Genomic DNA, 11,983 nt, shown 5'->3' on the forward strand with positions numbered 1-11,983 from the left:
ATATTAAAAATAATAAACAAATACAGGATAAAACCATGCAACAGGCATTATTTGGTGGTGGATGTTTTTGGTGTGTTGAAGCCATATTTTTACAGCTTAAGGGTGTAGAAAAAGTGGTCAGTGGTTATGCTGGCGGTCACACCGACAATCCAAGTTATGACGATATTTGTCGTGGTGACACCAACCACGCAGAAGTGATTTTGATTGATTACGATGAAACGCAAATTAGCTTTGCTCAGCTTTTGGATGTGTTTTTCACCACCCATGATCCAACGACCTTAAACCGTCAAGGCAATGACATTGGCACTCAATATCGTTCTGTGATTTATTATTTTAATGATGAACAGCAACAGCAGGCACAACACACAATTGATGCCTTAAAAGCAGAAGGTCTGAATATTGTGACTGAACTGAGTCCTGCACCCAAGTTCTACCCTGCGGAAGAATATCACCAGAATTTCTTTGCCCGAAATCCATCCCAAGGCTACTGTAATTTTTCTATTCCACCGAAATTAATGAAATTACGCAGCAAGTTTCAGGACTTACTTAAAACTGAATAACAGTACTTTTCAGCAAATTTCAGACATAAAAAAGCGACCTTCTCGGTCGCTTTTTTATACTTTTGATTAGTTATCAGTCGCAAAAGCAATATCGCTGAGCCCGGCTTCGCTCGCACGAGACATCACTTGTGCAACAGCGTCATAACGTGATTCTTTATCTGCTTTCAGAACAATGGTCGGCTGACGCTCTTCCTGACCAGCTTCATTAAATTTTGTCTGTAACTCATCAAGAGTGAGCACCTTGCCATTCCAGGCAACTTCTCCACCTGCATTAATACTGATGGTCACATTTTTAGGTGGCAAATCAATAATATCTGCCGTGGTCTTTGGTAAGGTTAATGGAATTGATGGGTTAGCAACGGTTGCTGTCACCAAAAAGATGATCATCAATACCAACATAATATCGATCAGTGGAATGAGATTCATCTCATTCATGCCTACATCGTTGTCTTCGCCCAATTGAAAGCCCATTAAGCTTGACCTCCCACCAAATGATTTGACGTTGCTTTAGCATCAGTGGCTTGAGCCGAGCTATCTTGTTGCAACATGGTATCAATCAACAAGCTGTGTGCCTGGTCTTGTAATTCATGTGATAAACCACGATTGACACGGGTACAAATGTTATAAGCCAGTACTGCAGGAATCGCCACCGCCAAACCCAGACCGGTCATAATCAAAGCTTCACCTACAGGTGTTGCCACTTGGGCCAAACCGGCCTGACCACTCTTACCTACCGCAACCAAGGCATGGAAAATACCCCAAACTGTACCGAACAAACCCACAAATGGTGCAAGTGAAGCAATGGTACCTAGAACCGCAACACCTTTTTCCGCACTCGATTTTTCAGCAGAAATTTGACGCAATAAAGCTTGTTCTGCCACTGCTTTACGTTGTTCAAAATTCAAAGGTGCAAATTTTGCCTTTAACTTGCTTAACGCTTGAGAAAGTTGAGCATAAGCTTGTTGCTTCAGTTGGCGAGTCCCCATTAAACGTAAAACGAAGATTGTCCATGTCGTAATCGACATTGCCAATAACACGAAATACAGTGTCTTACTCACTGCATCGGCGTGTTGCCAATAAACTGAAAAGTTCATACTCGAACTCCTAAAAAATGTTAGCCGTGTGGATTCAATGTCAATTCAAATGGTTGGTCAGCACTAATTGGATAAGCCACGCCATTTTCTTTGTACGGTTTGAATTTGGAACTACGCACTGAGCGTAAAATCTTGTTATCTAAAGCAGGCACACCACTCGAACGTGCAATACGCGCTGAGGTAATCACCCCTTTTTCATTCGCTTCAATATGTATCACCACAATACGCGTTTGGCCTTCTAAATCGCTATTGTTATAAGAAGGTTTTGGCGAACGACTCCATTGCACGCCCGAGCCACCAATCGATACACTTTTTGGAGATGGCGGAGCAGCTGGTGCCGGTGGAGTAACAGGTGCTGGTGGCGCAACTGGCGCAGGTTTAGCGACTGGTACAGGTTTAACCACTTTAGTTTCAGAAATCGTAGTCGTGACAGTGGGTTTAGGCGGTGCTTCAACCGGCTTCACCACTGGTTTTGGTGTTTCTGCTTTTTTAACTTGTTGAACCTTCTCTACCTTTTTCGGAGGTGGTGGAAGTTGTTTTTCTACAATTTTAACTTCTTTCACTTCCTTAGGCTTGGGCTTTTCTTTTTTCGGTTCAGCTTTCGGCTTAGGCGGTAAAGGTTTAGGTGGTTCTTGAATTTTAACAAAACGAACTTTTAACGGCTCTTTTTCAACGGGTTTGAGTTCTGGGGTCTTCATTTGCCCCACCGCCCACAACACACCCATGTGACCGACCACAACGGCGATGAGCGCTGTGATAATTTTCTTTTTCATCGGATTGGGAGTTTGCATATTTAGAGCGGGAGATTGACTCATTAAAATCAGTTACCTAATTAAAGCGATTGTAGATCAATACAGATTTAAGCAATCAAGCTCATCGGTTAGTACAATTAAAGCATCGCAATAATAAATGAGAAGTGTTTTCATTTGCAACTATTAAATCGTAAGTTTTGATGAGTTTTTTTAATCAATAAAACAAGAAAGGCACACTTTAAGTATGCCTTTCTTTAAAAATCAGTCAATGCTTTTTTATTGGAAGACTACAGTTTTATTGCCATCAACAATAATACGATCTTCAAGATGCCATTTTACCGCACGAGCCAAAACATTTCGTTCCACATCTTGTCCAAGTTCACGCAGCTGATCGACAGTAAAATCGTGATTTACCCGTTCTACATCTTGCTCAATGATTGGACCCTGATCGAGATCGGCAGTCACATAATGCGCGGTTGCACCAATCAGTTTCACACCTTTTTCATACGCTTGCTTATAAGGGTTTGCACCGACAAAGGCAGGTAAGAATGAATGGTGAATGTTGATGATTTTCATTTCCCATTTTTTGACAAATTCTTCATCCAGAATTTGCATATAACGTGCAAGAACTAACAAATCGTTGCCTTGCATGATTTCATCAATTTTGGCATAGGCTTCACGTTTGTTTTCTTTATTGACTGGAACTACAACAAAAGGAATACCGAAGTTTTCAACTGACTCGCGTAAATCTTCATGGTTGGACACTACAGTTGTGATTTCACAAGGTAAACCGCCACGTGCATGACGCCATAACAACTCAAGCAAGGCATGATCAACTTTAGAGACTAAAATGCCAACTTTTTTGACATCGCTGACCAAAGCCAAACGCCAATTCATGTTATAGCGCTCTGCAACATTGGTCGCAAAAGTTTGAGTCAAATTTTCTTTACGGCTTTGCAAGTTATCCAGTTCAAACTCAACACGCATGAAGTAACGCCCGCCCTGAGCTTCAGTCGCGTATTGATCAAGTGCGGTAATATTTGCTCCTTGATGATACAAAAAGCTCGATACAGCTTGCACGATTCCTGGTTTATCCTCGCAAGTAATCAGTAAACGTGCTGTGTTAGCAGTGGTCATATTCATGTTGGTTTATATCACTAATCAGTTAAATTGAAAAACAAGCCGAGCATTCTAACGCTTTTTTAAGGCTTTCTAAATAGGCTATGTCGCATCGGGATTTTTACTTGAAGATAGGCTCTCAAAAAGCTCTGAAGGACCCAGCGTTTCAAGCAGATGTTCATAGGTTTGACGACTTTCACCACGCAAATACGCCCCTTCCAGGAACACCATTTGACGTAATGCCTGCCAGACCCATTTTTCTTCTAAAGTATTTGAGTCGGTAATATGACCCGACATATATAAGAAGTTGGTCCAGTTGGTCAAAACAATCCACAAGTTAATAATCAGGGCCTCAATTTCTGAGTCCGTCATTTGCATCAGGCCTGCATTCACAAAAGCTTTATAAATTTTCTGCCCCTGTTGCATCACCTGACCGGCAAAACGTGGATACATTTTGCGAAAATCATCATTATTTTCAACCAAATGATAAACATCACGATGCAAGAAGCGATAAGCCCAGAGCTGGCTGCTCAGTACTTGGAAATAACGAATTTTATCATTGGCATCGAGCAAGCGATCATCTGGTAATGCAAGCATTTCCAAAGTTTCTTTCTGATACTGCTCCATCAACTCTTTGATAATTTCGTTTTTATTACGAAAATGGTAATACAAATTACCCGGGCTCATACTCAGTTCAGCTGCAATATGATTTGTTGTAACTGAACGCTCACCGCGCTCATTAAATAACTGTAAGCTGAGCTGTAAAATACGTTCTTTGGTTTTCACCGTTTTGGAGTGAGACATCCTAAAGTGACCATTCATTCAATAGGTTAGCTAGCTAACACATAAAGTAACTTGACTATTTAGAGCTTTTACTCTAAAAATTAAATTAATCGCTTTTATTTAATGGTAGCAGGTCATGAATAGTCATACAAAAACAACTTCAATGACACCACATTCTTTCGATATTCCGCACTTGCATGATGTGCTGGAACAGCAAAAACATGCCTATCAACGCCATCCTTTACCAAGTGCAAAGGAACGTATTGATCGTTTAGCACGTTTAAAGCGTATCTTAGTTAAATATCAAGATCAATTTGCCGAAGCAATTAACCAGGACTATGGTAACCGTTCTATTGGCGAAACCAAAATCGGTGAACTGCTCACCTGTCTTGAACAGATTAAATATTATAGCAAGCATTTGACCAATTGGATGAAACCTTCGAAACGCCATGTCGGAATTATTCATCAACCGGCAAAAGCCTGGGTTCAATATCAACCTCTCGGTGTGATCGGAATTATTGCCCCTTGGAACTATCCTTTATTATTGTCGATTGGTCCACTGATTTGTGCAATTGCTGCCGGCAACAATGCCATGATCAAAATTTCCAGCGCATCGAGCAATTTTGGTCGTGCGCTTGAAAAAGCCTTGAGTGAAGCCTTTCCGATCGAATTAGTTGCAGTCATTAATGGTGGCGGTCCTATTTCTGATGCGTTTAGCCATTTAGCCTTTGATAAAATCATTTTCACCGGTTCCACCGAAATTGGTAAAACTGTGATGGCAGCTGCCTCAGAAAACTTGGTGCCGGTAATTTTAGAATTGGGCGGAAAGTCCCCGGTTCTGGTTCACCCATCGATTGATTTACAAGATGTGGCACAACGTCTGGCTGCCGGTAAACTGTGGAATGCAGGTCAGACCTGCGTGGCACCGGACTATATGTTCCTGCCTAAAGGAAAAACGGCCGAATTCATCGAGCAGTTCAGGGCCTGTGTTGAAGAGATGTATCCAAATATTGCATACAATCAGGATTACACCTCGATTATTAATGACAAACAGTACAATCGCCTGCAAGGTTATTTGGAAGATGCCCTTAATCAGGGTGCCAAAATTATCGAAATCAATCCTGAACATGAAGATTTAACTGCAGTTCGAAAAATTGCACCGACTTTATTGACCGGTGTAACCACTGAAATGCGGATTATGAAAGAAGAAATCTTCGGCCCGATCCTGCCAATCATGGAATATGATCAAATTGACGATGTTATTGACTTTATTAATAGCCGTCCGCGTCCACTTGCTTTATACTATTTCGACTTTGATCAGGCGCGTGCCGACTATGTCGCACAGCATACTCATTCAGGGCATTTCGGGCAAAACACGGTATTGACCCATGTTGCACAAGACGATTTACCATTTGGTGGCGTCGGTGCTTCAGGCATGGGCAAGTATCATGGTCCAGAAGGTTTCTTCAGTTTGTCTCATGAACGGTCGGTGATGTCGAATCCTAAGCTCTATAGCTTAAAATTCATTCTCCCACCATTTAACAAGCCGATTCATAAATTGATTTCGAAGACCCTTCTTCGCTAACTGATCAAGGCATGAGCTATTGCACGTGTTCATGCCGGGTTTTTATTAAATTCGCTTGTCTTTTAAGCGTATTTTTGATATAAAACGCCCCTTGAATGATTTCATCCGTTTACTTTTAATGACTAGCCGCACAATTGGTGCTGTCTAGCAATGGAGTTCACCATGTCTAAGGTTTGCCAAGTTACCGGCAAGCGTCCAGTCGTTGGCAACAACGTCTCGCACGCCAATAACAAAACCAAACGCCGGTTCGAGCCGAACCTGCATCACCACCGTTTCTGGTTAGAAAGCGAAAAACGTTTTGTACGTCTTCGTTTAACCACTAAAGGTATGCGTATTATCGACAAATTGGGTATCGAAAAGGTTGTTACTGACCTACGTGCTCAAGGTCAAAAGATCTAAGGAGTTCGAACCATGCGTGATAAAATTCGTCTAGTTTCTTCAGCTGGTACTGGTTATTTCTATACCACAACTAAGAACAAACGTACTATGCCGGAAAAAATGGAAATCAAAAAATTTGATCCAAAAATCCGTCAACACGTAATCTTCAAAGAAGCTAAAATTAAATAATTTTGCCTTCTTTAAAAAAGCGACCTTCTGGGTCGTTTTTTTTTGCATTTTTTTTATCCGAGTTGATACACTTTAGCTACTTTTTTGGCACCGTTTGTGCTTTTGTATTTTTACCCTTAACTAGGCTTAAGGAGTTTTTAGTGCCTCATGACGTAGATCTCATCATATTATTAGCAGTTGGCTTTGGACTGGCGCTTATTTTTGGCTATATTGCGGCTCGCATACGCCTTCCCCCTCTGATCGGCTATCTCGTTGCCGGTATCATCATTAGTCCGAACACCCCCGGTGTGGTCGGAGATATTCATCTTGCCAACCAACTGGCTGAACTTGGGGTTATGTTCCTCATGTTTGGTGTCGGGATGCACTTTTCCTTAAATGATTTGATGCAGGTACGTCGAATCGCTTTACCAGGTGCTGTTTTACAAATTGCTGTCGCGACCTTACTGGGAATAGGCGTTTCCATGATCTGGGGCTGGAGTTTTGGTTCTGCACTGGTTTTTGGCTTAAGCCTGTCCTGTGCCAGCACTGTAGTATTACTCAAAGCCTTGGGTGACCGCGGTCTACTCAACTCGGTCAACGGTAAAATTGCCGTGGGCTGGTTATTGGTTGAAGACTTGGTCATGGTCTTGGTCCTTGTTCTACTCCCTGCCACCGCAGTCTTACTTGGCGGCACACCAGTTGCTGGTTCCAATGCCGATGCAAATATCTGGATGACCTTAGCGGTTACTTTACTTAAAGTGGCTGGTTTTATTGCCTTTATGCTGATCATTGGTAAACGTCTCGTACCCTGGATTATGCAGGTTGTGGCACGCCTGGGATCTCGCGAACTGTTTACCTTGACCGTTGTTGCCGCTGCGATATCGATTGCTTTTGGTGCTTATAAAGTCTTTGGCGTATCAATGGCGCTGGGTGCATTCTTCGCAGGGATGGTGGTTAAAGAATCTGATTTCAGTCACCGTGCAGAAGAAGAAACCTTACCGCTGCGTGAAATTTTTTCGATTTTATTCTTTGTTTCCGTTGGCATGCTGTTCGACCCACGCATTTTGATTGAGCAACCCTTCCATGTGCTTGCTGTGGTTGGCATCATCATGATTGGCAAGACCATTGCCGCAATGGCTTTGGTTTTATTCTTCCGCTATCCCATTAATACTGCGTTAACCGTGGGTGCAAGCCTTGCGCAAATCGGCGAGTTTTCTTTTATTCTGGCAACTTTGGGCCTCTCACTCAATTTACTTTCCATAGAAGGGCAAAACCTGATTCTAGCGGGTGCATTGATTTCCATCACCCTAAATTCATTTGTGTTCTCTGCAATTGAACCTGTACAAAACTGGATTCGTGAACGCTCACATTTGGCGCGTTTATTGGAACGTAGTGGTGACCCGCTTTCTATGCTACCAGATGAAGTATCTCAAGAGTATTTGCGTGATCAGGTGGTGATTGTCGGTCATGGTGAAGTCGGTCGTCGCATTGCTAAAACATTAATGGCACAGGACATTAAAGTGGTGATTGCGGAAGAAAACCGCGAAATTGTAGAAAGTTTACGCGGAAAAGGCATTGCTGCAGTTTCTGGTCATGCCACTGAACCGAGCGTGTTAATTCAAGCACATATTCAACATGCACGACTTTTGGTTCTATCCCCGATGGATATTTTGGATATTCACAAAATTGTGGATATTGCCAAAACACTGAATCCACAAATTCAGGTTTTAGTCTGTGCAGAAAGTAAAGAAGAAGCTGAAGTGATTCGTCGTGATGGTATTGGTGAAGTCTATTTTGCCAAAGAGGAAATGGCGAAAAATATGACCAATCATATTCTCAATCAAATCCAGATTGCACATCAACAAGACCCCACACATTAATCTTGTATCGTAAAAAAACGCACTCATGAGTGCGTTTTTTTATTTGGGAGAGATCAGCTCAAATACTTAGGTTGATCATCCACAATCTCTGCCTGCCATTCATTGACCTGCTTTTCCATCATGGCAAACAAAGCAGCTTGCACCATATGTTGTGCAATCTCAGGCATTTGATCACCCAGTAATGACTTCACTTCATCATTAAACTGAATTTTAACCAAGGGTTCTTTTTGAGAGCCTGCATTTCGCAATGCCAACTCACCACCTTCAAGTTGAACCAATTCTAAAATAGCTTCTTGATTACCAAATAATTCTTTCAATTGTTCTATAGACATAGTTCCTCCATGTTCAACATGGTGGCAAAGGCAGTTGCACTTTGCATTACGTAGACTACTTATATAAGGCCGATAGCAAAAACTTCAAGAGCAGAAAAAAAGATTAAAACTCAACCATCTCGTTACGAAAGCCATCAATCAGCTGGGTTAAATCACGATGCCATTCACGCAAAATTTTTGTATCCGGCAACCATGCTTGAGGCGTTTGCGTCACTTTAATAATCAGGTTAGATGATGTTTCATGTTCTGGTTCTGGTGCACTTGGCTCGGGTGCATACTGGCACATGCGATAAGCACGCTTTAATTCAGCAATAAAACCTTGTTTTGATAATTGCTGCATCACGGTGACTTCAGGAGATACTTGTCCCTTTTCCGCCATGTTATGCTCAATCGACTTGAGTGTCGGCATAAAGTCATTTAAACGATAGTAACGAACCAATTCCTGTAGAAATGCCAAGACTGCACCATGTAAATGGAATACGGCAGCTTCACGATGTGCCTGTGCCTGTTGAATATTGTCAGTTTGCTCAGCTTGTTGGCATGAAAGACGTGCAAAATACAGTTTTTGATTGGTACGGTCAGCATGGAAGCGAGCAACACGGGACATAGCGATATTCCTAAATTTTGGCGTTTGTTACAGACTTAAGATTAAACTTTATTTTGATCAATTCACAATAAAAATTATGCATGATCCATTTCAATTAAATAGATTTTACGTTTTGCAGCAACTTCTGTCTTGTTCTCGATCAGATTTCTAAAATCTTGATTCCCTGAGAAATATACATTCCATTGGGGCCAATCATAGACAAGGCCTGAAAATTCCGTTTCATTTTTATTTATAAAAAAAGGAGCTTTCGCTCCTTTAATTATTTGTTTTCAGTTTTACTTTCAGCTTCAGGCTTATCTTCAGCCTGTTTTACACGAATACCATGTCCATGCAAACGAAGGGTATTTAAGCCTTTAATTGCTTTGATCGCCTCACGCGCATGTGGCATTTCAACAAAAGCAAAACCTTTTGATTTACCTGTAGTTGTATCAAGCACCAACTTGCATGATTCAACTGTGCCAAAGTCTTGAAATAGCTTCAATAATTCAGCTTCTGTAACTGTACGTTCTAAACTACGAACTAAAATTTTCATCTTACAACCTTAAAATAGGCAAAATCATCAAAAAGCACTCGCCTACTCGACTTTTTGAACTTCGCAATAAAAAACAAAATAACGCAATTGTTATAGTTTAATCGAGATCAATGCCAAAATCTAAATTAATCGACTGTCGTTCAATTAAAGCACTTTTCACGGTTTGCTGGCGTTGTTTGTAATGGGTTTCGGTAATACACAAATTACGGGTTAATTCATTTAGAAAATAACTTTCAATCTTGCGACCCTGATCATCCACCTGATCACGCGCCCATAAATTCAGATTCTGCTTGGTTAAAATCAATTCATTTTTGGCACGGGTTAATGCCACATAGAGCACTCGGCGTTCTTCTTCGACTTCATCGAAATTACCCTGCGCACGTGCATGTGGATATTGTCCTGCTGAAACATTCGCTACATAACAGACTTTCTGTTCCGTGCCTTTGGCAGAATGGATGGTGATCAGGGTGACCACATCATCCTGCGACTGACGTTCAATTTCACTAATCGACACTGGATCGAGAACATATTCTTCCAAAAACTCGCTCAGTTGATCATGCTTGGCAGCCAATTGTTTGACCAGATCAAAATCACCTAAGCGTTTTGACCAGTCTTTTTTGGCATAATTTTCTTCCAGCTGTTCTTTTAGCGCCTCAATACCTAGCGATACACAAGCCTGTACTTGATCTTTCAACACCAGCATTTGCTTCATGATCAGCAAAGTATTGTCTGGAATACGGCCAAATTTTTCTAACTTTTCAAAAATGCGGTCGGTCTCAGGCTCAAGTAATAACTGCTGAGCGAGCTTACTTGCTCCGACATCACCTACGCCATTCCACAGCGTCAGGAAGCGCATCCAGGCAATATCATCCAATGGATTGGCAATCACACGCAGCAGACTGAGCAAGTCTTTTACATGCGCAGTTTCAAGTAGCTTCATACCGCCAATAAAACGGTAAGGTACATTGGCTTGAATGAAAGCCGCTTCAATATGACGTGCAGCAAAACTGGAACGCACCAGCACCATATGTTCATGCCATGCTGCACCTTCCAGTAAATGCCGCTCTTTAATGTCGATGGCAATCCATTTGGCTTCATCAAATTCATTCGGGAAAATATGCATGCGTGGTTTAACACCATCACCACGATAAGCCTCTAAATGCTTGTCATATTGAATCGGACTTTGATCAAGCAACCAGTTGGATAAGTCCAGAATTTCTTGCGTGGAACGATAGTTTTTTTCCAGTTTAAAAATCTGTGCATTAGGCACACGTTCTTTAAAATGGTGAATATTTTCAAAGTCAGCACCACGGAAACCGTAAATGGATTGTGCATCATCACCGACACAAAACAGACTGGTTTTATCTTTCAGCGGTTCCAGCAAAGCCCATTGCAGAGGATTGGTATCCTGCATTTCATCCACCAGCATATGCTGACAGATAGAGGAAACGTAATCCACCAAGCCTTCAGACTGCGCCAGTGCTGAAGCAACAACCGCCAAAATATCATCATAATCCAGAAAGCTACGTGCCTGTTTTCGAGCTTCGTACTCTTTCATGATTTCAGCAATTTGATCTTTATATTCCAGAAATTCTGGCATTTGCTTTTCTAAAGCCAGACTTAATTTTTGCCGCGTATTTCGGGCAAAAGAATAGAGATCACATAACTCTTTCGGTTTTGGCAGTGCATTTGGATTTTTCTTATCATCTTTACCGCGAATCAGGCGGAACATCATCAACTGATCATCACGGTCGATAATCGAGAATTGTTCCAAGCCAAATGCTTTGGGAATTCGACGCAGTAAGTACATACAAAAGGTATGAAAAGTCGATGCACGAAGCCCTTTCGCTTGTTCACCTAAAGCCAGTTCTACACGAGAGACAATTTCACTGGCGGAACGACGGGTAAAGGTCAGAATCTGGATTTGATTGGCGGGCACACCTTGATCAATCAGATAAGCTGCACGCGCCACAATGGTTTTGGTCTTGCCACAGCCTGCGCCTGCAAGTACCAAACTGTGCTTAGATTCGGTGGTTGCGGCTTGCTTTTGTTGAGGGTTTAATTCATCAATCAGGGTGGCTAAACTCATAATCTCTAATCTACTTGGGGATAGCGATAGTTTAGCAGAGCTGACTATACATCTGAGATTGGTCTGCTTAAAAATTGAATCTAATCCCATATATTTGTCATCCA

General features: G+C 41.7%; 14 protein-coding genes. 5 read left to right on the forward strand and 9 right to left on the reverse strand.

Annotated features, from left to right (window positions below):
* Positions 1 to 35 precede the first annotated feature (35 nt).
* The gene (gene msrA, locus HLH14_RS00660; protein ID WP_131271813.1) at positions 36 to 560 is read left to right on the forward strand and encodes a peptide-methionine (S)-S-oxide reductase MsrA; all 525 of its coding nucleotides are present in this window, start codon (positions 36 to 38) and stop codon (positions 558 to 560) included.
* A gap of 66 nt (positions 561 to 626) precedes the next feature.
* Here msrA and HLH14_RS00665 read toward each other — a convergent pair whose 3' ends face one another.
* The 5 genes from HLH14_RS00665 to HLH14_RS00685 form a co-directional block, all read right to left on the reverse strand.
* A complete protein-coding gene (locus HLH14_RS00665; protein ID WP_067722060.1) occupies positions 627 to 1,031 on the reverse strand; it encodes an ExbD/TolR family protein in 405 nt (134 codons plus the stop codon).
* The gene (locus HLH14_RS00670) at positions 1,031 to 1,654 is read right to left on the reverse strand and encodes a MotA/TolQ/ExbB proton channel family protein (protein WP_067722062.1); all 624 of its coding nucleotides are present in this window, start codon (positions 1,652 to 1,654) and stop codon (positions 1,031 to 1,033) included. Before HLH14_RS00670 ends, HLH14_RS00665 begins: the two co-directional genes overlap by 1 nt.
* Before the next feature lie 20 nt (positions 1,655 to 1,674).
* Positions 1,675 to 2,469 carry an energy transducer TonB family protein gene (locus HLH14_RS00675; RefSeq protein ID WP_067722064.1) on the reverse strand — a complete coding sequence of 265 codons (795 nt, stop codon included), beginning with the start codon at positions 2,467 to 2,469 and terminating at the stop codon, positions 1,675 to 1,677.
* 213 nt (positions 2,470 to 2,682) lie between these two features.
* Positions 2,683 to 3,549, reverse strand: coding sequence for a formyltetrahydrofolate deformylase (gene purU / locus HLH14_RS00680; RefSeq protein ID WP_067722066.1), 867 nt, complete (start codon positions 3,547 to 3,549; stop codon positions 2,683 to 2,685).
* 78 nt (positions 3,550 to 3,627) lie between these two features.
* Complete coding sequence (locus tag HLH14_RS00685) at positions 3,628 to 4,329, reverse strand: TetR/AcrR family transcriptional regulator (protein WP_067722068.1); 702 nt, start codon at positions 4,327 to 4,329, stop codon at positions 3,628 to 3,630.
* Between the two features lie 115 nt (positions 4,330 to 4,444).
* Here HLH14_RS00685 and HLH14_RS00690 point away from each other — a divergent pair, with 115 nt between their 5' ends.
* The 4 genes from HLH14_RS00690 (at position 4,445) to HLH14_RS00705 (ending at position 8,319) form a co-directional block, all read left to right on the forward strand.
* Positions 4,445 to 5,893 carry a coniferyl aldehyde dehydrogenase gene (locus HLH14_RS00690; protein ID WP_067722070.1) on the forward strand — a complete coding sequence of 483 codons (1,449 nt, stop codon included), beginning with the start codon at positions 4,445 to 4,447 and terminating at the stop codon, positions 5,891 to 5,893.
* A gap of 162 nt (positions 5,894 to 6,055) precedes the next feature.
* Positions 6,056 to 6,292 (forward strand): 50S ribosomal protein L28, encoded by a 237-nt coding sequence (rpmB, locus tag HLH14_RS00695; RefSeq protein ID WP_010325866.1) that lies wholly within the window; start codon positions 6,056 to 6,058, stop codon positions 6,290 to 6,292.
* Between the two features lie 12 nt (positions 6,293 to 6,304).
* Positions 6,305 to 6,460: a 50S ribosomal protein L33 gene (rpmG, locus tag HLH14_RS00700; protein WP_001205031.1), complete on the forward strand. Its 156-nt coding sequence runs from the start codon at positions 6,305 to 6,307 to the stop codon at positions 6,458 to 6,460.
* A gap of 140 nt (positions 6,461 to 6,600) precedes the next feature.
* Positions 6,601 to 8,319: a cation:proton antiporter gene (locus tag HLH14_RS00705; protein WP_067722072.1), complete on the forward strand. Its 1,719-nt coding sequence runs from the start codon at positions 6,601 to 6,603 to the stop codon at positions 8,317 to 8,319.
* Between the two features lie 53 nt (positions 8,320 to 8,372).
* On the opposite strand, the gene HLH14_RS00710 is transcribed toward HLH14_RS00705, so the two are convergent.
* The 4 genes from HLH14_RS00710 to HLH14_RS00725 all read right to left on the reverse strand — a co-directional run bounded on the left by HLH14_RS00710 (position 8,373) and on the right by HLH14_RS00725 (position 11,879).
* Positions 8,373 to 8,651, reverse strand: a complete 279-nt coding sequence (locus tag HLH14_RS00710) for a hypothetical protein (RefSeq protein WP_067722074.1) — start codon at positions 8,649 to 8,651, stop codon at positions 8,373 to 8,375.
* Positions 8,652 to 8,754: 103 nt separating this feature from the next.
* On the reverse strand, positions 8,755 to 9,258 hold the full coding sequence (locus HLH14_RS00715) for a DUF6586 family protein (protein ID WP_067722076.1): 504 nt from the start codon (positions 9,256 to 9,258) through the stop codon (positions 8,755 to 8,757).
* 259 nt (positions 9,259 to 9,517) lie between these two features.
* On the reverse strand, positions 9,518 to 9,790 hold the full coding sequence (locus HLH14_RS00720) for an RNA recognition motif domain-containing protein (RefSeq protein ID WP_067722078.1): 273 nt from the start codon (positions 9,788 to 9,790) through the stop codon (positions 9,518 to 9,520).
* A 97-nt stretch (positions 9,791 to 9,887) separates the two neighbouring features.
* The gene (locus tag HLH14_RS00725) at positions 9,888 to 11,879 is read right to left on the reverse strand and encodes an ATP-dependent helicase (protein ID WP_067722080.1); all 1,992 of its coding nucleotides are present in this window, start codon (positions 11,877 to 11,879) and stop codon (positions 9,888 to 9,890) included.
* Positions 11,880 to 11,983 lie beyond the last annotated feature (104 nt).

Origin of the sequence: Acinetobacter terrae (assembly GCF_013004375.1) — a bacterium.
GTDB classification, from domain to species: domain Bacteria; phylum Pseudomonadota; class Gammaproteobacteria; order Pseudomonadales; family Moraxellaceae; genus Acinetobacter; species Acinetobacter terrae.

What these genes read in the sequence shown, in the direction of transcription:
- msrA (WP_131271813.1), top strand. Translation starts at nt 36, where the DNA reads ATGCAACAGGCATTATTTGGTGGTGGATGTTTTTGGTGTGTTGAAGCC.
- HLH14_RS00665 (WP_067722060.1), bottom strand. Translation starts at nt 1,031, where the DNA reads ATGGGCTTTCAATTGGGCGAAGACAACGATGTAGGCATGAATGAGATG.
- HLH14_RS00670 (WP_067722062.1), bottom strand. Translation starts at nt 1,654, where the DNA reads ATGAACTTTTCAGTTTATTGGCAACACGCCGATGCAGTGAGTAAGACA.
- HLH14_RS00675 (WP_067722064.1), bottom strand. Translation starts at nt 2,469, where the DNA reads ATGAGTCAATCTCCCGCTCTAAATATGCAAACTCCCAATCCGATGAAA.
- purU (WP_067722066.1), bottom strand. Translation starts at nt 3,549, where the DNA reads ATGAATATGACCACTGCTAACACAGCACGTTTACTGATTACTTGCGAG.
- HLH14_RS00685 (WP_067722068.1), bottom strand. Translation starts at nt 4,329, where the DNA reads ATGTCTCACTCCAAAACGGTGAAAACCAAAGAACGTATTTTACAGCTC.
- HLH14_RS00690 (WP_067722070.1), top strand. Translation starts at nt 4,445, where the DNA reads ATGAATAGTCATACAAAAACAACTTCAATGACACCACATTCTTTCGAT.
- rpmB (WP_010325866.1), top strand. Translation starts at nt 6,056, where the DNA reads ATGTCTAAGGTTTGCCAAGTTACCGGCAAGCGTCCAGTCGTTGGCAAC.
- rpmG (WP_001205031.1), top strand. Translation starts at nt 6,305, where the DNA reads ATGCGTGATAAAATTCGTCTAGTTTCTTCAGCTGGTACTGGTTATTTC.
- HLH14_RS00710 (WP_067722074.1), bottom strand. Translation starts at nt 8,651, where the DNA reads ATGTCTATAGAACAATTGAAAGAATTATTTGGTAATCAAGAAGCTATT.
- HLH14_RS00715 (WP_067722076.1), bottom strand. Translation starts at nt 9,258, where the DNA reads ATGTCCCGTGTTGCTCGCTTCCATGCTGACCGTACCAATCAAAAACTG.
- HLH14_RS00720 (WP_067722078.1), bottom strand. Translation starts at nt 9,790, where the DNA reads ATGAAAATTTTAGTTCGTAGTTTAGAACGTACAGTTACAGAAGCTGAA.
- HLH14_RS00725 (WP_067722080.1), bottom strand. Translation starts at nt 11,879, where the DNA reads ATGAGTTTAGCCACCCTGATTGATGAATTAAACCCTCAACAAAAGCAA.